The following is a 22,924-nucleotide window of genomic DNA, read 5'->3' as shown; positions in this document are numbered from 1 at the left end:
TTCGTAGTTGACAAACAATACTATACGATATATAGTATTGAATATAAAATAGTAATGCATAAAGAATAATATTATATTTATGAAAATCTGGAGGGAGTGATTGCATGGTATTTAATACAGGTGCGGCACTTCTGGATGCAATTGTTTTGGCTGTAGTATCAAAGGATGAGGAAGGTACTTATGGCTATAAGATTACACAGGATGTGCGGAAAGCCATTGAAGTGTCAGAATCAACGCTGTATCCGGTGCTGCGAAGATTGCAGAAGGACGGTTGTCTGGAAGTATATGACAGAGAATGTGGGGGCAGAAACCGAAGGTATTATAAGATAACTGGAAATGGAAATGAAAGATTAACATATTATCGAAAGGAATGGGAAAATTATTCTTCGAAAATAACAGAATTATTTTCCGGAGAGGAGAAGATATGAACAGACAGGAGTTTATGAGAAGGCTGGAGCAGTTATTAGAAGGAATTCCGGAAGAGGAAAAACGGGAAGCAATTGCATACTATACCAGTTACTTTGAAGATGCAGGAGAAGAAAATGAAGAGAAGATAATCCGGGAATTAGAATCACCGGAAAAAGTGGCAGCAACCATCCGGGCAGATTTCCCAGGATGCAATAATAGTGAGACAGCATCTTCCGGTAATCAGCAGAATTATAACGGTGCAAGCCAGAGTATGGGACAGCAGAATTATAACGGTGCAAGCCAGAATATGGGGCAGCAGAATTATAACGGAACGATCCAGAGGGAAGACAATACCACAAGAAATATTCTGCTTATAATCCTGCTGGTGATTACTTCACCAATCTGGGGCGGTATTTTAGTAGCAATTGGTGGAACGTTAGCAGGAATTATCGGAGGACTATTTGGAATTGCAGTCGGCTGTGTAATCGGCGGAATAGCGGTAGCAGGTGTAGCAATTACAATTCTGGTAACAGGCACAATTTCCCTAGGTCTTATTTCTATGGCAGCCGGACTTCTGATGCTTGCAATCGGATTATGCGCAGCCGGACTTCTGGTTTTGGTATGTGGAAAGTTTCTCCCATGGTTGGCAAAAGGAATTGCAAACTTATGGCAGTCATTATTTAAGAAGAAAGGGGGCGCTTGCGCATGAAAAAAGCATTAAAAATTATTTTTGGTATTGCATTAGGCTGTTTTCTTTTAGGCTGCGTGGTATTAGGAATTGGAATTGCAACCGGTGGAACCATGCGGGAATTTGTAGAAGCAGTGCAAAATAATAAATTTGCATTTCATTGGGATATAACTGACTGGGAAGGACAGGATAAAGGAACAGCCAGTACAGAAGAGACTGCATTTGAACCGGAAGATGTGAAATCACTTGATATCGATATGGATGCAGGAATGTTGAAAGTAGTCAAAGGAAAAGGCAAAGAGATTAAGGTAATAACAACTTCTAAAAATGCTGAGGTAGAGACTGCATTGGAAGATGGAACTTTAATAATCAGCGAAAACTTCCATGCAGCATATTGGGGCGATGGAGTGCATCGTTTACAGGTGGTTATTGAAGTGCCGGAACAGCTTGAGTTAGAGGAACTTTCAGTTGAAGTCGGAGCAGGAAATATTGATATAAAAGAAGGACTGTTGACGACAGCATATGCAAGCTTGGATGTGGATGCCGGAAATCTTGATTTTGTCGGTGAAGTAAAAGGTGATTTAGACGCCAATTGTAATGTGGGAAATATGGAATTGAAATTAACCGGAGAGCAGCAGGATTACAATTATAGTTTAAGCTGTGATGTTGGTTCTATAAAAGTAGGAGATATTTCCGTTTCCGGACTTGGCAGAGAAAAAGAAATCGACAATGACGCAGATTATGATATGGATGTAAGTTGTGATGTGGGAAATATTGATGTGATTTTTGAAAAACGATGAGAAACACGCTTTGCGGGCTGCCAGCATAAAAATGATAGCAGATAATGTGAAAAGACATTGCCTGCTATCATTTTTTATAAAATTATTTACTTGGAAACCCACTCATTTACATCATTGATTTTACTTAAAACCGGGAGCAGAATCAGGCAGAGAATAATGCCGACAACACCCTGGACGATATTGAATGGAATACCTGCAGCAGAAGAAGCAATTCCGGTAGCAAGAGCAGCGGAGGAGAAAGAACCGCTGGCAAATGCAGCAAGACCTGCTTCAAACAGGAAGTAGCCAAGTACCATAAGAGCCTCACCTACGATACCGCCGATAACAACGCGGACACTGCGGTTAGCTTTGGAAGAAATGTTAAGCCGCAGTTTGTGGAACAGAAGTCCGGCGATGCATGCGGTCAGAGCCTTGATGATTAAAGTGGCAGGAGCCCAGGTCATATAGCCGGAGAAAATATCAGCAAACATGGAGCCGATACCAGCGGCAAGTGCACCAATTCCAGGTCCTAAGATAATACCACATAGGAGTACCAGTCCGTCTCCTAAATGAATATATCCAAAAGTTGGTGTAGGAATCTTAATAATCATAGTTGCAATGCAGGTAAATGCAGCAAGCAAGGCCGCAGTAACCATTTTCTTTGTATTTTTCATAATAAAGTAAATCCTTTCTTTGGTATGTGATCTGCAAATCGTTTTCCCTATCATATGTAAAATGTGGTTTGATTAAAATAGCCAGATATAACAAATATGACCATGCCAGTTTAAAGGCAAAAGGAGTATACAAATTTTAACGATTGCCGAAATGCTCATTCATTGGTAAAATAGTCACGGAAACATGACTACAAAAAAGGAGATAAAATAATGAAGAAAGAAGTTCGGATTGCATTATATATAGTTTCTATAGTGTGTGTGATTCTGCTGGGTGCAGCAATGATATATGCAGCCCATCACGGTGGAAGCATCCGCCAGAAGGACAGCCGGCAGACTGCCGCAACAGCAGGGACAGAAGCGGCAGAAGACAGCAAGGATAAAAATGGAGAATCCGATTTAAAGACCAGTGATAAAACTGACGGTAAAAATGATGCGGAAGCCGGAAAGGATGCAGCTTCTGAAGATGCAGATAAGAATACGGAAAAAAATGAAGAAACAACGGATGTAACAGAAGATACAACACTGATGTTTACCGGAGACGTACTTTTTGCCAATTCTTTTAAAACAAACTATGATGCCGGAGGCATAGATGCTGTCATAGATAATGGCATGAAAGAGCTGCTTGTAAATGCAGATATTACCATGGTAAATGAAGAATTTCCGTTTAGTAACCGGGGCACCCAGATGGAGGACAAGCAGTATACCTTCCGCACAGACCCATCCTATGCAGCAGCATTAAAGGAAATGGGCGTGGACGTGGTCACTCTGGCAAATAATCATATCCTCGATTATGGAAGGGAAGCATTGAGTGATACGTTTACAACATTAGATGGACAGGGCATTTTATATGCCGGAGCAGGGGACAGCGTAGAGCGGGCGCAGGAAGTGCAGGTAATAGAAGTAAATGGGAAAAAGTATGGATTTCTTGCAGCATCCCGTGTACTTCCGGTTGCCGGCTGGAATGTAGAAAGCGCAGTACCGGGAGTCCTTTCTACTTATGATGAAACGCGGTTTGTCAATGCCATTGCCGAAGCGCGCAGTCAGTGTGATGTGCTGGTGGTTTATGTCCACTGGGGCTTGGAACATCAGGAAAAACCTGAGGCATATCAGAGAACACTGGCACAGAAATATATTGAAGCCGGTGCAGATGTAGTGTTTGGTGCACATTCCCATTGTCTGCAGGGCATTGAATATATCGACGGAAAGCCGGTGTTTTACAGCCTTGGCAATTTTGTTTTTGGCAGCAGCATTGAGCGCACCATGGCAGTGGAAATGGTAGTGGATAAGGATGGTGCAATTTCTTATAAGCTGGTGGGAGCAAAGGCAGAAAATGGAAAGACCAGACAGATGAATGAATTAGAACAGCAGCAGTTGAATGACTATATCAACAGCATTTCCTTTGGCGTAACGGTACAGGATGACGGAACCGTAACACCACAATAAGAGACAGCAGAGTATGAAACAGTATTGGTACAATAAGCTGAAAAGAAGTGCATAAAAATACAGGATTGCGATAGAGTAGTAATAAAAGAAATTGCCGGGAGATGGAATGAACAGTTCGAAACGGGAAAACTTACTGAATCTGGCACTGGATGCAACGGAAGAGGAAAGACTGCAGTCCTTAAACTTAAATGTAGGATATCAGGAAGAAACGGACACATGGGAAGTCATTGTAAAATATACCGGAAGTCTCAGAAAATTAGAGGAGATATTTCCGGATATTGAAGTTACAGAACTGAGCAATGAATATGCAGTTATCCGGCTGCCGGAGGCTTTGATGGATGCGGTAACAGACCGGACAGAAATTGAATATATGGAAAAACCAAAGAGGCTCTTTTTCTCTGTACAGCAGGGAATCAGAGCCTCCTGCATTACGTCCCTTTATACAAGAAAAATGGGGTTAGGGGGAACGGGATTGAGTGGGAAAGGTGTGATAACGGCATTTTTAGATAGTGGCATCGATTACAGACACCCGGATTTTAGAAAGGAAGATGGAAGCAGCCGGATTCTGGCAATCTGGGATCAGACCATTGCAGGAAATCCACCGGCCGGATTCCGGCTCGGGACAGAATATGACCGGAATATAATTAATGATGCATTGCAGCAGGAGGATATACAGGAGGGGTACCGTATCTGCCCCAGCCGGGATTTATCCGGGCACGGAACCCATGTGGCAGGAATCGCAGCGGGAAATGGAAGATCATCCAATGAAAGAAACCGGGGCGTGGCATATGAAAGTGATTTGCTGGTGGTAAAGCTTGGCACACCGGGAAAAAATTCCTTTCCAAGGACAACAGAGCTGATGCTTGGAATGGATTATATTCTCCGGAAAGCACTGGAACTTAAGCAGCCGGTGGCAGTAAATATAAGCTTTGGCAATACCTATGGTTCCCATGATGGAACCTCTCTTCTTGAAACCTATTTATCTGATATGGCAAATTACTGGAAATCGGTTCTGGTGATTGGCACCGGAAATGAAGGCAGTGCCAGAGGGCATACCTCCGGGCAGCTTGTAATGGGAAGAGAACAGGAAGTGGAATTTGCAGTAGGAGAATATGAGCCTGCGTTAAGCTTACAAATCTGGAAATCCTATGCGGATATTTTTTCCATCCGGATGACACATCCCAGTGGGAAAACGGTGGGGATTATCCGGCAGCAGCAGGGCCCCCAGAGATTTACTATCGAAGGAACGCAGATTTTATTATATTTTGGAGAACCAAGCCCTTTCAGTCCTTTTCAGGAAATCTATTTTGATTTTCTTCCGGTGGAAAATTATATCGACAGCGGAATCTATAAAATAACGCTGATACCGGAAAAGATTGTAACCGGGGTCTATAATATGTGGCTGCCTTCCCTTGCGGTCATCGGAGAAGCAACCGGATTTTTATATCCCACAGAAGAGACAACGCTTACAATTCCATCCACTGCCTATAAGGTAATTTCGGTGGGGGCCTATGATGCAAGATATAATCAGGTGGCAGCCTTTTCCGGGAGAGGGTTCACCAGAGAGACCAATCAGGTGAAACCGGACATCTGTGCGCCAGGGGTGGACATTGAATCCTGTGCACCAGGCGGCGGTTATACCGTACGAAGCGGAACTTCAATGGCAACGCCATTTGTAACCGGGACGGCAGCACTTTTTATGCAATGGGGAATTGTAGAGAAACATGATGCTTTTTTATATGGGGAAAAAATAAAAGCATATCTCATCCGGGGAGCAAGACCACTGCCGGGATATTCCTTTTTCCCAAATCCAAGGCTGGGCTGGGGTGTATTGTGTGCAGCGGACAGTCTGCCATCGGATGCTGGATGAATACGGTTGTACTTTTATGACACTTTTCTGAATAAATATTGTAAAAAACGATAATTTGATGTACAATTAAATAATGCAGAAAGGAATGTATAGACAGAAAAATATATATTTTTTGGAGGGGCTATGCAGGAGAAGAATACGCTGGATGAATTGTTTAAAGGGAAAAAAGGATTTGCGGAATGTTACCAGACTCTGCAGTTATTAAGTGAAAGTACCGATGATTATTTATTTCTGGCAGATTTAAAAGAGGGTAAATTTTATTTCGCCAGCAATGATATATCAAAGAGATATGCATTGCGCATGGATGAAAACAACAGTTGCGGCATAGATGACTGGAAAGATATTGTATATGAAAGAGACTTAAACCAGTGGGTTAATGATATGGAATCTATCTGCTCTGGAAAAAGCCTGATACATGATTTGGAATACCGGCTGGTAGACAGAAACAGCAATCTGGTCTGGATCAGCTGTCGTGGAAAAGCTGAACTGGATGAGACCGGGATTCCTTATGTAATGGTGGGAAGAACATCAGATACTGTCCTTTTGGGAAAGACAGATTCACTTACCGGACTTTTTAATAGTACTAAATTAATGGAACATCTGGATGAAATGCTGAACAGCAGAAAAGAAGGTGTTTTGCTTGTCCTTGGTGTGGATAATTTTAAAAATATCAATACGAAATATGGAAGAGGCCATGGTAATTTTATTTTAAAGAGGATTGCGGCTCTTCTGGAAAACAGTATTGATGAAAACATAAAAATTTATCGTCTGGATGGTGACCGGTTTGCAGTTAATTTTGTGGGATATGATATGGAGGCTGTGCGTGAGGTATACCAGAATATACAGATGAAGATGATGGAGAACTGTACCTTTTCAGCAGGTGCAGTCTGTTATCCGATGTCCGGAATCAAGGATGCCAATACACTGTTTAACTATGCGGAAAGTTCTCTGGACCGTGCCAAGAAGAGCGGTAAGAACCGGTTGATTCTTTTCTCAGCAGAAGATTATGAGAAACAGTTGTCGGTTATTGACTTAACAGAAGAAATCAGAAAGAGTATCCGCAACCAGTGTGATGGATTTTATCTTCTCTTCCAGCCACAGATTGGGATGAGTAATTATGAAGTAGTGGGAGCAGAGGCACTGCTCCGTTTCCGCTCAAAATATCATGGGGTGGTGTCACCAAATCTTTTTATTGGAATATTAGAGCAGAGCGGAATGATTGTGCAGGTGGGAAAATGGGTATTAAAGGAAGCCATTGCCCAGTGTGCAAAGTGGCGGCGTTATAATCCGGAATTCCGTATGAGTATTAATCTTTCTTATATACAGTTACAGCAGCCGGATTTAAGCCAGTACATTTATGATTTATTAGAACAGGAAGGAATTCCCGGAGAAGCTATTATTCTGGAACTGACAGAAAGCATGCAGTTACAGGATTATACCAAATACAATCAGTTATTTTATCAGTGGGGCAAGCGTGGTATACAGATTTCCATGGATGATTTTGGAACCGGATATTCCAGCTTAAGTTATCTTAAGAGTCTGGCAATTGATGAGATTAAAATTGACCGCTGCTTTGTCAGCCGGATTAATATGAGTGCATACAATTACCGGCTTCTTCGTAATATTTTGGAACTGGCAAGAAGTGCACAGATCCGGGTAGTATGTGAAGGGGTAGAAACACCGGAGGAATTACAGACACTTGCAGAGCTTGCACCTGAAGTTTTACAGGGGTTCTATTTCAGTAAACCGATTGAAGAAGAGCTGTTTGAAAAACAGTATATTTTTGGACATGTAGAGGAAGAACGGTGGCAGGAAGATTGTGGGAATAGTACAGTGATTCTGCCGGAAGCAGGAGACGGTACCGATTATAAAGCGATATTAGACCAGTTAGAAGAGATGGTCTATGTCATAGATGCGGAAAGCTATGAGTTATATTATATGAATTCTGCCGGACAACGAATCAGCGGCGTTAGTGATTATGCCGGCAAGAAATGTTATCAGGTATTAGAGGGCAGGGAAGAACCGTGCCCAGATTGTAATATGGCAAAATTAAAGCATAAGAAGTTTTTGACCAGATATGCAAATAATGAATTCTTAGGAACCCAGATGTTGATGAAGGATAAATTAGTAAACTGGGGCAATAAGGCAGCACGCCTTCAGATAGGTATTGACATGAATACCATCAATATTTCCATGAGCAGGCTGGAAGAACAGTTAGAAGTGGAAAAGGGCATTGTGAAAGCCTTGGAAGAGGCGAAAGAAAAAGAAAATGAAGCTGATATCATCAGTGAACTTCTTCATCATACCGGGGAATTTTATCAGGCAGACCGCTGCTATATCTTTTTATATTCCAAAGAGGCAGATAGCTGGAGTAATGTCTGTGAGTGGTGTGAAAATGAGATTCAGAGCCAGCAGCTTTATCTGGCATCGGTACCGGGTGACCGGGTAAAACTGGTGATTGGCAGTCTGAAGGAAGACAGACCGGTTATTATCAAAGATGTGGATATGTATCGGGAGTCAGCACCGGATTTGTGGAAAATATTAGTGCATCAGGAAATACGCAGGCTGATGCTTCTTCCATTGTTAAATGAAGGTCATTTATTTGGATTTATTGGTGTGGATAATCCGAAATACCGCCCAAATGATAAGACTTTTCTTGCCAGAATACGTCCTTTTATTTCAAATATACTGATTCGTGACGGAATGATGGATGTAAAGAGTGAGATGATAGCCCGTATGACGGGTATGCTGAAGGAGGAAAATATATTACAGTCTGTAAAACTGGGACTGTGGACGCTGGAACTGGATACGGTCAATGGAAAGAACCGTCTGTATGTGGATAAGAGCATGCGCAGCATTCTGGGCATAGACGACATTATGAACAGCGAGGAATATTTCAGGTTCTGGTATGATAACATCAGTGATGGTTATTACGATTATGTACAGAATGCATTACATGATATTATTACAACCGGAAAGATTATTGAGATGGAATATACCTGGAATCATCCGGAACGTGGAAAAGTGACAGTACGCTGTGTTGGAGTGCTTGGTCATCAGGAAAATGGTGTCTATACATTAAAAGGATATCATCGTATCAATAATGATATGATTCGGAAAAAATTTTTAAAGAGTCAGGAATATGAACGTATGGAGTATAATGAGAAGAAACATACCATTTATTTCCATACAAATCGTTCTATGTTAAAGGGAAATCAGCTAAAAGAGGTTGGATTTCCGGAAAGCTGGGAGGATGGAATGGTACATCCCCATTTCCGGGATGTATTTCATGCAGCGTTTACCGGTGTAGAATATAGAAAAGAGGATCAGGTATTAGAAATTCTTTTAAAAAACAAGCAGGATGAGTTTGAATGGTTCCGTCTGGATATCTGTAAAATCGGAGACCAGAAACAGGATGAAAATTTGAGGATAGTTACTATTTATCAGATTGAAGATCATCAGAATATCCAGTTAAAATATTTACAGAGAGAGGACTTTTATCAGGCAATGCTGTCGGAGACCGTGGCATATGCTGAGGTAGACCTGAGTAATGGTAAGATTCAAAGCAGTGGTGGACTCTGGAAAGATTACGTAGCAGAGGGCGAGCGGGAAGCATTAAATTATATGAAGGTTTTCAACCGTCATATTGATGAACTGGTATTAGAGGAAGACCAGTTTGGATGCTATGATGTATTAGAGCAGGAAAAGATGGTTTATAATTATAACAGTGGAACGGCTACTGTGAATTATCAGCTTCGCAGAAGGATGGCAAGAGGAAGTTACCACTGGATGGAGCTTACCGTACATGTATTTCAGGAGCAGGTAACAGAAAATATGTATGCACTGCTGTATCTTAAGGATATAGATGGACAGAAACGCCGTCAGCAGGAACAGGAGCGTGCAGCCAATACCGATCCGTTGACGAACGTACTGAACCGGCGGATATTTGAACAATATACCAGCCATTATGTATTAGAAGAAGCAAAGAAAGGGGAAGTGTGTGCACTTCTTATATTGGATATTGATAATTTTAAACAGATTAACGATACCAAGGGACATCCATATGGAGATAAAGTATTGCGTACTTTTGTGGATACCATTCATGAAAGCTTCCGCTGTACCGATTATATAGGAAGACTTGGTGGGGATGAATTTGTAGTATTGTTTAAAGGATTTGGCTCAAAGAAAACCTTGGATAAGAGACTGGTTCGGATGCAGGAACAGCTGCGGGAGAAGCTTCCGACTCCGGTATCCTGCAGTGTTGGAATCACCCTGATTAGAAAAGACAGCTATAACTATGAAGACAGTATCAGGCAGGCAGATAAAGCTTTGTATACAGCGAAGCATAAAGGAAAGGATACCTGTTGTTACTGGGAAGAGTCAGAAAAATAGGCATTGACGGAGACAAAAGGTATATGTTATGATGATGGCGTATCAGGGAGTAGTTCGCACCGGATAGCCGGTGTTGTATTTTTCGTCATCACGTTATCTGAAGAGGGATAACCGGAATATACACTGCAGAGGAACGAGACTTTTACCGTATTATTTTGATGCGGTAAAAGTGCTCGTTCCTTTTTTGCTTTACAGGAAATTGCTTTCCTGTAAAGTAAAAAACGCTCCGCGAGGATGCACACTGCGGCGTATAAGGTAGATGCCGCAAGCGACCGCCGCAGGCGCGGGAATGTGCCAAGGCACATTCTTTGTTGCGCATGGTTGATACCCGGTAACATAAAAAGCAGGAGGTTAAGCGTATATGAAAGCATATTGGAATTGTACGAAAGAGCAGTTAGAAGAAATGTTTGGCTTTCGGGAAAAAGGATTAACAGAAGAAGAAGTAGAAAGAATACGAAAAGAGACAGGCGAAAACCGGCTGAGCGAGGGCAGACATAAGAGTCTGCTGCAGGTGTTTTTAAGCCAGTTTTGTGACTTGATGGTAATAATACTGATTATTGCAGCAATTATTTCCATGTTTTCCGGAAATGTTGAGAGCACTATCGTAATTTTTCTGGTATTACTTATGAATGCTGTTCTTGGTACGATACAGTATAGGAAGGCAGAAAAATCACTGGATAGTTTGAAGGATTTGGCGGCACCAACGGCCCGGGTTATCCGGGATGGAAAACGTCAGGAGATTGCATCCAAAGAGATTGTGCCCGGGGATTATGTAATCTTAGAAGCAGGGGACATGATTGTGGCAGACGGAAGAATTCTTCGCAATTATTCCCTGCAGGTCAATGAAGGCTCACTGACAGGAGAGTCTGTCAATGTAGAAAAAAATGAAGAAGTATTGCCGGAAGAAGTACCGTTGGCAGACCGGAAAAATATGGTATTTTCCGGAAGCTTTGTAACATATGGAAGAGCGGAGGTACTTGTAACAGCAACAGGAATGGAGACGGAATTAGGAAAGATTGCCGGGTTGATGAATCAGACGAAGGAGCGTAAGACTCCGCTTCAGATAAGTCTTGATTCTTTCAGCAAAAAGCTGGCAATACTGATTATGGCAATCTGTGCACTGGTCTTTTGTCTTGGCATTTACCGGAAGATGCCGGTCATTGATGCCATGATGTTTGCTGTTGCACTGGCAGTAGCGGCAATACCGGAAGCATTAGGCTCTATTGTTACAATTGTGCAGGCAATGGGAAGCAGGAGAATGGCAAAGGAGCACGCCATTGTCAAAGAATTAAAAGCTGTGGAAAGCTTAGGCTGTGTATCGGTAATCTGCTCCGATAAGACGGGAACACTGACACAGAATAAGATGCATGTGGAAGAGGTTTATCTGAATGGTATGACTTGTAAACCGGATGAGATGACCTTGGAGTCCAGCCTGCAAAGGCTTTTTTTATACAATGCTATTTTAAATAATGATGCCAGCATAACGGATGGAAAAGTACTGGGAGATCCGACAGAGTCTGCCCTGTTGGAAATGTTCCACGAAGTCCGCCTGAATCAGGACAGAACGGAAAATGTAGGGCAGCTTACCATACAGGAAGAAACGATTCGAAATATGATTCCGAGATTAGAAGAAATTCCATTTGATTCTGAACGGAAATGCATGAGCAGTAAATACCGGCTGCGTGGCGAAGAAGAAATTATTTTTACAAAAGGAGCAGTAGATGTCCTTTTAAACCGTTGCATAAATGTGGCATATGAAGAAGAGATAAGACCGATGGATAATGTAGAAATCGCAAAAATCCAGAAGCAGAATCAGCATTTTTCTGAAAAGGGACTCAGGGTACTGGCATTTGCATGTAAGAAGTCCGGGGGAGAACTGACGGTGGAAAATGAAAATGGACTTACCTTTTTAGGATTAGCTGCCATGGCAGACCCGCCAAGGGAAGAATCCATACAGGCAGTAGCAGATGCGAAGCGGGCGGGAATCCGTACCGTAATGATTACCGGAGATCACAAAATCACAGCCGTTGCGATTGCAAAGCGTATTGGAATCTATGAAGAGGGGGACCTGGCATTAACCGGAACAGAGCTGGATGCCTGCCCGGAAAAAGAACTGGAAGAAAAGATTGATAAAATATCTGTTTATGCGAGAGTGTCACCGGAACATAAGATACGGATTGTAAAAGCCTGGCAGAAGAGGGGCAATATCGTTTCCATGACCGGAGACGGTGTAAATGATGCACCGGCATTAAAGCAGGCAGACATCGGAGTAGCCATGGGAATAACCGGAACGGAAGTGGCAAAGGATGCGGCAGCCATGATATTAACAGATGATAACTTTGCTACGATTATTAAAGCAGTAACGAACGGAAGAAACATTTACCGTAATATAAAAAATGCTATTTTATTTTTACTTTCCGGCAACATGGCAGGAATTTTATCTGTATTGTATACATCCCTTTTGGGGCTTCCGGTTCCATTTGCTCCGGTGCATTTACTGTTTATTAACCTGCTGACAGATTCCCTTCCGGCAATTGCCATTGGCGTGGAACCGCAGGATGCAAGTTTATTGGAAGAAAAACCAAGGCAGACATCGGAAGGAATTTTATCTGGAGAGACATTCCGGCGAATTATGTTGCAGGGCTTATGCATTGCGGTATCCACCATGGCAGCATTTTATATCGGAAATGGAAAAGGTGCGGCAATGGCATCCACTATGGCATTTGCAACACTGACAATGGCGCGTCTTTTCCATGGATTTAACTGTCGTGGAAACAAGAGCATTTTTGCATTGGGCTTTACCGGAAATCCATACAGTATCCTTGCATTTGTGTCTGGAAGTGTGCTGCTGGGACTGGTGCTTTTTGTACCGCCGCTGCGGGGGTTATTTTCAGTAGAATCATTGTCCTGTCCTGCTGTGATTGAGATTATTCTGCTGGCAGCACTTCCGACCGTTGTCATCCAGATGGTCAGAGGAGTGAGAGAGTTAAAAAAATAAGCCAAATTTGCAGCCGGTGTCCGGGAAGAAATTTTTGATGAAATGCGTTATCGTTCTTGAAAGTGTTTTTTCTGATAATAAATTGTCTTTCCGCTGCTTTGACTGCTCACCCCATCTGTCCGTCGGAAGCGGATGCAAACTGGAATCTGCAAGGGCACATAAGAATTTCGATATTGTGTTTGATTTCGGCTGGCAACCGGCGCAAATTCATGCTTGTATTTTTCTCTCTGTCCTTAGCCCATCTGGCTGCATCAACTCTTGACGGAAGCTGTCCTGCGACATATACTAAGCTTAATCACAGGGTAAGGAATGAGACAGATGTATCGGAAAAAGATAATCAGGCATTTGGCACTGCTGTGGAGCATCCTGTTTCTGGTAGCCATTGCAGGCGCATCCACCAGAACAGAACAGGTTTCCCCGGCAGAGAAAGAAGCCTTTGCAGTAAATTACATAGAATTAAAGAATGCACGTCTTTTAGATACTCCGGATAAGATGTTATCCAGAGAGGAGCAGATGCAGAATACAGGCATTGCGGCATTGACACTAGGCTGCAGCGGTAGACTGGCGAACCATAGGAGAAATATTGGAATGATGTTCTGGCTGCTGTTGGTGGTGCTGCCACAGCTTTTTATGGGACGTATTCAGAGGAATCGGAAGAAGCATGGCGATAATGTACTAAGGAGCCTGATGTTAGCAAGGTTTGAGCGGAAGGCGGACGGAAAGAAGGAAGCATTGGCACCCGCATATTAAATACATAAAATAATAATATGCGAGGTGTAAGAAATGAATATTTTTATCTGGATTATGATAATCTTAGGTGGTGGAGTAGGAATTCTTTCCTGTGCTTATCTGGTACTGGCAATGCCGGTACTTCTGGTATGGAAGATTTGCCGGAAGGTAAAATATCACATTGGATTATTTGATTAGAAGATAAAGAAAAGAGGATTCTGGAATCTGGCAGCAGGTCAGAAAACAGAATTCTCTTTTTACTTTACAGGAAATTGCTTTCCTGTAAAGTAAAAAACACTCCGCGAGGATGCGCACTGCGGCGTATAAGGTAGATGTCGCAAGCGACCGCCGCAGGCGCTAGAATGTGCCAAGGCACATTCTTTGTTATGCACTTACGGGTATTTCTAAAATTTTTATGAAAACCATGATATTTTTCGAAAGTGAGATGTAAAAATGTTCGGAATAAGGTAATATAAAAAACAGAGTGAGAAAGAAAAAGTAAAATAGAAAAATAAGAAATGGAAAACGAGAGAATATCATATGCTTCAGATTCAACACATTTATAAGGAATATAAGACCGGAAGTCTGGTGCAGAAGGCACTGGATGATGTCAGCTTAAATTTAAGGGATAATGAGTTCGTGGCAATCCTCGGACCGAGTGGTTCGGGAAAGACCACGTTGCTTAATATAATCGGAGGACTCGACCGTTATGATAGCGGAGATTTGATTATCAATGGAATATCCACGAAGAAATACAAGGACAGGGATTGGGATTCTTACCGGAACCATACCATTGGTTTTGTGTTTCAAAGTTATAATCTGATTCCCCATCAGACGGTACTTGCAAATGTGGAACTGGCATTGACCATTTCCGGTATCGGTAAGGCAGAGCGGAAGAAACGAGCCGTTGCGGCATTAGAGCAGGTGGGACTGGGAAACCAGTTACACAAGAAGCCAAGCCAGATGTCCGGTGGACAGATGCAGCGTGTAGCCATTGCAAGAGCTTTGGTCAATGACCCGGATATTCTGCTGGCGGATGAACCGACGGGAGCATTAGACAGTGACACCAGTGTGCAGGTCATGGATTTGCTGAAGGAAGTGGCAAAAGACCGGCTGGTAGTTATGGTAACCCATAACCCGGAATTAGCAGAGCAGTATGCTACCAGAATTGTTAGATTAAGTGATGGAAAAATTCGTGCTGACTCCAATCCTTATGAAGTGGATGAGGCAATGTTGAAGGAACCGGAGCATAAAAACATGGGAAAATCCTCCATGTCATTTCTTACGGCATTGTCCTTAAGCTTTAATAATTTAAAAACGAAAAAGGCAAGAACCCTGCTGACTTCCTTTGCAGGCTCTATTGGAATTATCGGCATTGCACTGATATTATCTCTTTCTACCGGTGTAAATAAATACATCAAAAATGTAGAGGAAGAGACCTTATCCGAGTATCCGCTGCAGATTCAGAGTACGGGATTCAGTCTGGCATCCATGAGTCTTGGAATGGCAGATTCTGAAAAGAATACGGAAAGTGATGACGGAAATGCCAAAACAGATAAAGAAAATTCCGGGGATAAAGTAAAAGTCATTAAGATGGTAACCAATATGTTTTCCACGATGGCATCTAATGACCTGGAGGCTTTGAAAAAGTATCTTGATGAAGGAGACAGTGGAATTGAGCAGTATACTACAGCGGTGGAGTATACTTATAATATCAGTCCGCAGATTTTTAAGGAAAATGAAGACGGGATACGTCAGGTAAATCCGGACAAATCTTTTGATGCAGTAGGTCTTGGATCTTCATCTGGTTCCAATAGTCTGATGTCATCCATGATGAGCACGGATGTTTTTTATGAGATGCCGGAAAACAGTAAGTTATATGAAAAGCAGTATGATATTAAGGAAGGACGCTGGCCGGAAAATTATAATGAGTGTGTGGTGGTGCTTACTTCCAATGGCGGAATTAGTGACTTTTTACTGTATACATTAGGTCTTCGTGACCCGCTGGAATTAGACGAGATGATACAGCAGTTTGCCAGTGAGGAAAATATTGAGACACCATCTGATTTTGGAACTTATACTTATAAGGATCTGGTAGGAATCCAGTTTAAACTGGTGAACAGTGCGGATTATTATACTTATGATGAAGAGTATCAGGTCTGGAAGGATAAGTCGGATAATGAAGACTTTATGAAACAACTGGTGGCAGATGGAGAAGAGCTTACGATTGTAGGTGTGGTGCAGCCGGCAGAAGGAAGTAATGCCGCATCCTTAAATACAGGAATTGCATATCCAAAATCTCTGACAAAGCATGTGGCAGAGGAATCGGCAAAGAGTGAGATAGTAAAACAGCAGCTTGCAAATCCATCCGTAAATGTCTTTACCAATGAAGCGTTTGGTGAGGTAGATAAGGAAAACGGATTTGATATGCAGTCATTGTTTACCGTAGACAGTGAAGCATTGGAAAAAGCATTTTCCTTTGATGAAAGTGCCTTAAGCGGGTTGGAAAATTCTATGGGGGATATGGGAAGTGCCGATTTGTCCGAAGAATTTTCCGTGGATGCTTTTTCCATGGGTCAGTCAATTTCTGCGGAAGAAATGCAGGCAATTGCAGGCAGTCTCTTAGAGGGCTACCAGCAGTATGCAAAGGATAATCCGCAGGCAGATTATTCGAATCTGTCCCAGTATTTTATGAACTATTTAAATACGGAAGAAGCCCGGAAAATTTTATCCGATAATATCAAAGAGATTATTACGACAAATGGCATGGTAACTATTACACCGGAGCAGATACAGAGCCTCATCCAGCAGATTATGGGTGGATATCAGCAGTATGTCATAGACCATGGTTATACCGACCCGGAGAAATTTGATGAGTACTTAGCAGAATATTTGCAGACAGAGGAAGCCCAGGGAATCATAACAGCGTGGGCATCTGAGATATTTACAGGTAGTGGAAATATTGAGATTACGCAGGAGCAGATGCAGAAATTGTCTTCTGAATTATTTGCAGGTTATCAGACTTATGCACAGAATAATGGATTACCTGACCCGGCAAAATTGGGAGATTCTTTTGCAGCATATCTGAATACAGCAGATGGTCAGCAGAGAATTGCAGCCGGACTTTCGAATGTTATGAATGTGGACGCAGTACAGCAGCAGATGATGACGGCAATACAGCAGTATATGCAGCAGGCAGTGACACAGATGGGAAACAAGCTGCAAAGTGCCATGGCATCCGGCATGCAGGTGGATGAAGAAGCATTTTTAAATGCATTTCAGATTAATATGAATGAGGATGAGCTGACAGAGCTTTTGATGTCTATGGGTTCTGCAACCGGAACAACCTATGAGAATAACTTAAAGAAATTAGGCTATGTGGATTTTGCAGTGCCAAGCGGAATTAATATTTATCCGAAGGATTTTGAAAGCAAGGAGCATGTGGTAGAAATTTTAGATGCATACAATAACCGCATGGAAAAGGAAGGCAGGGACGAGCAGGTGATAACCTATACCGATATGGTAGGAACGCTGATGTCTTCCGTAACCGATATTGTGGATATTATCACATATGTACTGATTGCATTTGTGGCAATTTCGCTGGTGGTATCTTCAATTATGATTGGTGTCATTACTTATATCAGTGTGCTAGAGCGAAGAAAAGAAATCGGAATCCTAAGAGCTATCGGAGCATCGAAGCGGAACGTTTCCCAGGTATTTAATGCAGAGACCTTTATTATCGGACTGTGTGCCGGACTGATTGGAATCGGATTTACACTGCTTCTGATTATTCCGGTCAATGCGATTATCCATAATCTTGCAAATACAACCGATGTAAGTGCGGTGCTTCCGGTAGTTCCGGCACTGGTGCTGATTTTACTCAGTATCCTTTTGACACTTCTGGGTGGTCTGATCCCATCAAAGAAAGCATCGAAGAGTGACCCGGTAACAGCACTCCGGACGGAATAATGAGGTTGACATTTTTTGAAAAACATTTATAATAAGTAGCAAAGCTACCTAAAAGGAGTGAAATTATGGCAGTGAAGATGCCGCTTGGACTTCGGATTGCAATTATAGACCGGGCATTCCGTCGCAAAATGGATGAATGGGCAGAAGAAATCGGAATTACTGCCGTCCAGCTTCGGGTATTAGGAGAAGTCAGTCTGATGGAAGATAATGGAGTGGAAGAAGTAAATCAGAAGGACTTAGAACATATCGAGCAGGTGACACATCCGACAATGACGGGAATTATAAAAAGGCTTGAGGCAAAAGGATTTTTAATCTGTGCACCAAGTGAGAATGACCGGCGTTATAAGAAAATATCCTGTACGGAGAAATCCCGTGGAATTCATAAGGAGATTGCGAAGAAGGAAGCACTGGTTGTAAAAGAAATGTGTAAGGATTTTACACCGGAGCAGATGGAAACATTTCTGCAAATGACAGAGATGATGTTACAGAATATTTCCTAAGCATAAAATAAAAGTGAAATCGGAAGAGGAGGAAGTTACCGTGTAAATTTTCTTTTCTGATTTCACTTTCGTTTTGAACTAATAGGTAGCTTTGCGACTTAATAAAAAATGGAGGTAATGATTATGCCAATGCATAAGAGAGAAAGTTTGATTTATACGGTGTTAATGTGTTTTTCCATGGTGTTATGGATGAGTATGTATAATGTAGCACTGCATATGGGAACACTGAATATGGAAGTAATAAGAGAAGGCTGGCTGGGATTCCCACTGGCATATGTATGCGCAATGTGTCTGGATTGGTTTCTGGTATCTAAAATTGCAAAGGGATTTGCATTTCGTTTTCTGGTAAAACCGGAAAGCAGCACAACGAAAAAAGTGATTGCAGTTTCCTGCTGTATGGTAGTTCCGATGGTAATTTTCATGTCCTTATACGGTGGACTGGAAGCCTGCGTAAAAAGCGGAGCATGGAATATGCTTCTGATTATCTGGCTTACCAATATTCCAAAGAATTTTATTATGGCACTGCCGTTTCAGCTTCTGATTGCAGGTCCGTTGGTAAGAAAGATTTTTCGGACAGCATTTCCGGTTGGAACCGTATTATTAGAAGCAGAAAGTGGAAATCCTGTATAAGAATTCCTCTTGTAAAATCCAAACATATGTGCTAATATAAAACAAGAACAAATGTTCTTGAAAGGCATTGATATGAATGGAAATAAAATCTATTTATGTATTGATTTAAAATCTTTTTATGCATCGGTGGAGTGCGTGGAATGGGGATGGGATCCGCTGACTGCCAGGCTGGTGGTCGCAGACCCGGAACGCTCAGAGAAAACCATCTGTCTTGCCGTATCACCGGCGTTAAAGCAGATGGGAGTTCCCAACCGGTGTCGTGTCTTTCAGATTCCCAAAGAAATTCCATATAAGATGGCACCACCCCGTATGCAGCTATATATTGATTATGCAGCGGAAATCTATGGCGTATATTTAAAATATATTGCAAAAGAAGATATTCAGGTCTATTCCATTGATGAAGCATTTTTGGATGTGACGGATTATCTGCATCTCTACCAGATGACAGCAGTGGAACTGGGCAGGACAATCATGCAGGATATTTTAGATACCACGAAGATTCCGGCTGCCTGTGGTGTAGGAACCAATCTCTATTTAGCGAAGGTTGCTTTAGATATTATGGCAAAGCATGAGACAGACCGGATTGCCTATCTGGATGAAGCACGCTACCGGGAGAAACTCTGGAAACATAAACCGCTGACTGATTTCTGGCGGGTGGGGCGTGGAACGGTAGAGCGTCTATCGAATATGGGCATCTGCACAATGGAAGAGATTGCCCATGCCAGAGAGTCTTTATTATATAAGTCTTTTGGCATAGATGCAGAGCTGTTAATTGATCACGCATGGGGAAGAGAACCGGTAACGATAGCGGACATCAAGGCATATCGGCCGAAGAATACATCCTTTTCCAGCGGTCAGGTGCTGCCGCGGGATTATGAGTATGAGGAAGGTGTACTGGTGGTAAAAGAGATGGCAGATTTATTGTGCCTTGACCTGGTAGACCAGGGTCTTGTAACATCCCATATCAGTCTGGTAATCGGTTACAGCAATCAGAAATGCTTTGAACCGGCGAAGGGAAGCACAACGCTGCGCAGTGCAACCAGCTCCAACCGCCGGCTGCTGTCTTATGTAGAGCAGCTTTATCGGAGAATTGTAAGACCGGGAGCATATATCCGGCGGATTACATTGACTTATACCGGCGTAATGGCAGAAGATTATCAGCAATTTGATTTGTTTTCAAATCCGGAAGAGACAGAGAAGGATGTGAAGGCACAGCGTGCAGCAATCTCCATCAAGCAGCGCTACGGTAAGAATGCTATTTTAAAGGGAATGAATTTGGAAGAGAGTGCAACGACAATAGAACGAAACGGTCAGATTGGAGGGCATAAGAGTGGCGTATAGAAGAGACACCATGGGAGCCGGACAGCAGGAAAACGCATCCGGCTGGAATGAGAGAGAGAATCTGAGAAGAGAGAAAATGGACATCGAAGACCGTGCCAAGCAGTTTATGCCCTTCGATGCCCTGAAGGGCTTTAAGGAAGCACTGCGGAAGAAGGAAAAAGAGAAAGGGTATTGATTTTTTTGACAAAATGATATAAATATATATCTGTAGCATTGTATAGATACAGGGAGTAGATTCCACAAAACAGCTAGGAAGCTGAATCGGAATGCTGAGGGAGGAAAAGAAAGAATGATTCGAATCATGCTTGTAGAAGGTGATAAACTTTTGTGCAAGGAATATGCATTAGAAATAGCCCGGGATGAAGAATTTGCATTGGTAGCGGTAACGGGGCGGCAGAGTGATGCAATCAATATTCTGACAGAACAGGAAGTAGATGCAGTAATTGTAAATTTGGAGTTAGAAGAAGGTGACGGAATCCATCTCATTATAGAGATGAAACGGAAGTTAAAGAAACATCCGGAAATTATCGTAACAACAAATTATGGTTCGGAGCATTTTCTGCATAGCATCAATAAGTTAGATATAGATTTGGTTTATAAGAAAAATAACGAATTATTTTCACCAAAGAAAATTATTGAAATAATTAAGCTGACCGCACCAACGACTGCAGATGTAGAAAGCGAATATCATAATGGAAGAAAGGTAATCTATACGGAACAGGAAGAAACCGAAATTCAGTATGTACTGGCATGGGGTGAACTGATAAAAAGCGGTTTTGAGCCGGACCGAAAAGGAACCAAATATCTTGCAAGAGCAATTGGGATTCTGTTGGCTGTTCCCAATGGTACGTCAATCCAGATAACGAATGATGTTTATCCGCAGGTTGCACAAGTATATCAGACATCAGTAAGTGGTGTGGAAAAATCAATTCGAAATGTAATAGAACGGGTATGGTCAAAGCCAGATAAGGAGACATCATACCTCAAGAATCCAGAATGGAGAGGCTCAATACAGAACAAACCATCGAATACAGAGTATATTCAGTGTGTGGTCAGACGATTGCGGAATGTTTTACATTAAATAAATACTTACAAAATAGAAGAAATTTGAATTTCTAAGGAGATTCAGATTTCTTTTTTTTACGCGAGAAACTCACGAAGTGTGCTTTTCGTAGTTGCCCTGCATTGTAAGAAATTGTGGTTATAGTTATTGGTAAAAATGCACAACCAATTCGTACTTCGTGCATGAGTGTAACCGGTTTTTATATATAATTCGACTTAAAAAATTTTTGGCTCGACCTTGAATCTGCTGGAAAGCGGTAAAGGAAATTTTGAGAAAAACAGCATAAAACAAGGAATTTGGAAGAAAAAATAATAAAAATAAGAGTGGCATAAAAGTCGAATATAGGGTGCTGAAAAGTCGAATTTCAGACAAAAATAAGTCGAATATTTTTCCTTGAAAGTCGAATGGAAAAGGGGAAAAATAGATAACAGACAGGATAAAAACAGAATAATAAAAGTGGAGAAAGTTATGGGATTTCAGGTAAAGTATGAAGAAATTACCAGCATTCGGGAACTGATTCTGGCACAGCTTGACCGGTGGATAGAACAGATAGATGTGGTAAGAAGCAGTATTGTAGAGATTGCTGCCATGTCGGAGATGCATGGAGAGGCAGCAGAGCATGTAAGAAGCTATATGTGGGATTATCATATGAATCTTGCAAATATGATAAAAGATACGATAGAAACCTACCGGAGCAGCTTTATACTCTATACAGACTGGTATTATAACATTGATTCTGACCAGATGGCAGAGATGTCCCAGGATTCCATGGAGGGATTGGAGGAAAATATCCAGGGAGCCAGGTCAGACTTTGATGCGGTAGCAGAGGAAGTGGCGGATATTGAGAGAGAACTGTCTGCTTATCTTGATGTGGGCAGATTTTCTACAACCTGTATGGAAAGCTGTTTTGACAATGCGCTTGCCGGAGTGCAGAATGTCCGTACACAGATAGGGGAATATGAAGAGGCACACAGCCATGCAGACATGTATCCCATCGATATGATGGTAGGTTATCTTCGCAGTATTATTGGTGGACAGTTAGGTGGCAGTAGTGCTACAATCAGTGCATATGATGCATCGGTTGTGAATGCAACAGAGTCTTTCCAACTGGCACAGATGATGGATGGAATGTTAAGTACATATCTCGAGCAGGTGAAGGACAGGGTAAACTCCTGTGAGGAGTTCTATGAACTGCAGCAACAGCAGTGGCAGGAATCTATCCGACTGAGAACAGAAGAAGGCATTGTGAAAACACTTGTCGGAGTCGGAACCATGATTCTGGGAGGAATGCTTGTCGTAGCAACCTGTGGTATGGCTCTTCCTTTAGTGGCTACAGTGGGAGTTGCAGCAATTGGATTAGGCACAGCTGCATATGGATGTGCAAATACAGTAGAAGGTGGTCAGGATGTTTATGCAGGAGTAACAGGAGACCCAAGAATG

General features: G+C 42.2%; 17 protein-coding genes. 16 read left to right on the top strand and 1 reads right to left on the bottom strand.

Annotated elements, in window-relative coordinates; translation table 11 throughout:
- The first annotated feature begins 104 nt into the window (after window positions 1-104).
- Genes DWW33_RS07105 through DWW33_RS07095 form a run of 3 tightly spaced genes read left to right on the top strand, consistent with a single transcriptional unit; the run spans window position 105 to window position 1,896 of the window.
- Window positions 105-428 (top strand): PadR family transcriptional regulator, encoded by a 324-nt coding sequence (locus DWW33_RS07105; RefSeq protein ID WP_022244385.1) that lies wholly within the window; start codon window positions 105-107, stop codon window positions 426-428.
- Entirely contained in the window at window positions 425-1,117 is a 693-nt protein-coding gene (locus DWW33_RS07100) for a DUF1700 domain-containing protein (protein ID WP_158577464.1), read from the top strand. Before DWW33_RS07105 ends, DWW33_RS07100 begins: the two co-directional genes overlap by 4 nt.
- Window positions 1,114-1,896 (top strand): DUF4097 family beta strand repeat-containing protein, encoded by a 783-nt coding sequence (locus DWW33_RS07095; protein ID WP_118639166.1) that lies wholly within the window; start codon window positions 1,114-1,116, stop codon window positions 1,894-1,896. Before DWW33_RS07100 ends, DWW33_RS07095 begins: the two co-directional genes overlap by 4 nt.
- Window positions 1,897-1,982: 86 nt before the next feature.
- Here the strand turns inward: DWW33_RS07095 and DWW33_RS07090 are convergent, their stop codons facing one another.
- Entirely contained in the window at window positions 1,983-2,549 is a 567-nt protein-coding gene (locus DWW33_RS07090) for an ECF transporter S component (RefSeq protein WP_022244388.1), read from the bottom strand.
- 210 nt (window positions 2,550-2,759) lie between these two features.
- Here DWW33_RS07090 and DWW33_RS07085 point away from each other — a divergent pair, with 210 nt between their 5' ends.
- The 13 genes from DWW33_RS07085 to DWW33_RS07035 all read left to right on the top strand — a co-directional run.
- Entirely contained in the window at window positions 2,760-3,992 is a 1,233-nt protein-coding gene (locus tag DWW33_RS07085; RefSeq protein ID WP_117841834.1) for a CapA family protein, read from the top strand.
- A 106-nt stretch (window positions 3,993-4,098) separates the two neighbouring features.
- Window positions 4,099-5,862, top strand: coding sequence for a S8 family peptidase (locus DWW33_RS07080; RefSeq protein WP_118639165.1), 1,764 nt, complete (start codon window positions 4,099-4,101; stop codon window positions 5,860-5,862).
- 123 nt (window positions 5,863-5,985) lie between these two features.
- On the top strand, window positions 5,986-10,254 hold the full coding sequence (locus tag DWW33_RS07075; protein WP_117698822.1) for an EAL domain-containing protein: 4,269 nt from the start codon (window positions 5,986-5,988) through the stop codon (window positions 10,252-10,254).
- Window positions 10,255-10,615: 361 nt separating this feature from the next.
- Window positions 10,616-13,252 (top strand): cation-translocating P-type ATPase, encoded by a 2,637-nt coding sequence (locus DWW33_RS07070; RefSeq protein WP_118639164.1) that lies wholly within the window; start codon window positions 10,616-10,618, stop codon window positions 13,250-13,252.
- A gap of 318 nt (window positions 13,253-13,570) precedes the next feature.
- On the top strand, window positions 13,571-14,002 hold the full coding sequence (locus tag DWW33_RS07065) for a hypothetical protein (RefSeq protein ID WP_117698821.1): 432 nt from the start codon (window positions 13,571-13,573) through the stop codon (window positions 14,000-14,002).
- Between the two features lie 33 nt (window positions 14,003-14,035).
- Complete coding sequence (locus DWW33_RS15830) at window positions 14,036-14,179, top strand: hypothetical protein (RefSeq protein ID WP_197420839.1); 144 nt, start codon at window positions 14,036-14,038, stop codon at window positions 14,177-14,179.
- Between the two features lie 342 nt (window positions 14,180-14,521).
- Window positions 14,522-17,950, top strand: coding sequence for an ABC transporter ATP-binding protein/permease (locus tag DWW33_RS07060; protein WP_117841838.1), 3,429 nt, complete (start codon window positions 14,522-14,524; stop codon window positions 17,948-17,950).
- 65 nt (window positions 17,951-18,015) lie between these two features.
- Entirely contained in the window at window positions 18,016-18,450 is a 435-nt protein-coding gene (locus DWW33_RS07055) for a MarR family winged helix-turn-helix transcriptional regulator (RefSeq protein WP_117698820.1), read from the top strand.
- A gap of 123 nt (window positions 18,451-18,573) precedes the next feature.
- Window positions 18,574-19,080, top strand: a complete 507-nt coding sequence (locus DWW33_RS07050; protein WP_117698819.1) for a DUF2798 domain-containing protein — start codon at window positions 18,574-18,576, stop codon at window positions 19,078-19,080.
- Window positions 19,081-19,152: 72 nt separating this feature from the next.
- On the top strand, window positions 19,153-20,421 hold the full coding sequence (locus DWW33_RS07045; protein WP_117698836.1) for a Y-family DNA polymerase: 1,269 nt from the start codon (window positions 19,153-19,155) through the stop codon (window positions 20,419-20,421).
- Window positions 20,411-20,596: a hypothetical protein gene (locus DWW33_RS15555; protein ID WP_147326048.1), complete on the top strand. Its 186-nt coding sequence runs from the start codon at window positions 20,411-20,413 to the stop codon at window positions 20,594-20,596. Before DWW33_RS07045 ends, DWW33_RS15555 begins: the two co-directional genes overlap by 11 nt.
- Window positions 20,597-20,710: 114 nt before the next feature.
- On the top strand, window positions 20,711-21,502 hold the full coding sequence (locus tag DWW33_RS07040) for a sporulation initiation factor Spo0A C-terminal domain-containing protein (RefSeq protein ID WP_117698818.1): 792 nt from the start codon (window positions 20,711-20,713) through the stop codon (window positions 21,500-21,502).
- A gap of 450 nt (window positions 21,503-21,952) precedes the next feature.
- Window positions 21,953-22,924: T7SS effector LXG polymorphic toxin (locus tag DWW33_RS07035; protein WP_199650747.1), on the top strand; the 972-nt coding region annotated here is incomplete at its 3' end.

The sequence above is a fragment of the Roseburia sp. AF15-21 genome (assembly GCF_003479505.1).
Taxonomy (GTDB): Bacteria; Bacillota; Clostridia; order Lachnospirales; family Lachnospiraceae; genus Roseburia_C; species Roseburia_C amylophila.
The sequence above is the reverse complement of the archived record's forward strand: the minus strand, read 5'-3'. Positions and strand labels throughout refer to the sequence as shown.

Bases quoted from the DNA above. Each gene is read 5' to 3' on its own strand.
- DWW33_RS07105 (WP_022244385.1), top strand. From the start codon at position 105: ATGGTATTTAATACAGGTGCGGCACTTCTGGATGCAATTGTTTTGGCT.
- DWW33_RS07100 (WP_158577464.1), top strand. From the start codon at position 425: ATGAACAGACAGGAGTTTATGAGAAGGCTGGAGCAGTTATTAGAAGGA.
- DWW33_RS07095 (WP_118639166.1), top strand. From the start codon at position 1,114: ATGAAAAAAGCATTAAAAATTATTTTTGGTATTGCATTAGGCTGTTTT.
- DWW33_RS07090 (WP_022244388.1), bottom strand. From the start codon at position 2,549: ATGAAAAATACAAAGAAAATGGTTACTGCGGCCTTGCTTGCTGCATTT.
- DWW33_RS07085 (WP_117841834.1), top strand. From the start codon at position 2,760: ATGAAGAAAGAAGTTCGGATTGCATTATATATAGTTTCTATAGTGTGT.
- DWW33_RS07080 (WP_118639165.1), top strand. From the start codon at position 4,099: ATGAACAGTTCGAAACGGGAAAACTTACTGAATCTGGCACTGGATGCA.
- DWW33_RS07075 (WP_117698822.1), top strand. From the start codon at position 5,986: ATGCAGGAGAAGAATACGCTGGATGAATTGTTTAAAGGGAAAAAAGGA.
- DWW33_RS07070 (WP_118639164.1), top strand. From the start codon at position 10,616: ATGAAAGCATATTGGAATTGTACGAAAGAGCAGTTAGAAGAAATGTTT.
- DWW33_RS07065 (WP_117698821.1), top strand. From the start codon at position 13,571: ATGTATCGGAAAAAGATAATCAGGCATTTGGCACTGCTGTGGAGCATC.
- DWW33_RS15830 (WP_197420839.1), top strand. From the start codon at position 14,036: ATGAATATTTTTATCTGGATTATGATAATCTTAGGTGGTGGAGTAGGA.
- DWW33_RS07060 (WP_117841838.1), top strand. From the start codon at position 14,522: ATGCTTCAGATTCAACACATTTATAAGGAATATAAGACCGGAAGTCTG.
- DWW33_RS07055 (WP_117698820.1), top strand. From the start codon at position 18,016: ATGGCAGTGAAGATGCCGCTTGGACTTCGGATTGCAATTATAGACCGG.
- DWW33_RS07050 (WP_117698819.1), top strand. From the start codon at position 18,574: ATGCCAATGCATAAGAGAGAAAGTTTGATTTATACGGTGTTAATGTGT.
- DWW33_RS07045 (WP_117698836.1), top strand. From the start codon at position 19,153: ATGAATGGAAATAAAATCTATTTATGTATTGATTTAAAATCTTTTTAT.
- DWW33_RS07040 (WP_117698818.1), top strand. From the start codon at position 20,711: ATGATTCGAATCATGCTTGTAGAAGGTGATAAACTTTTGTGCAAGGAA.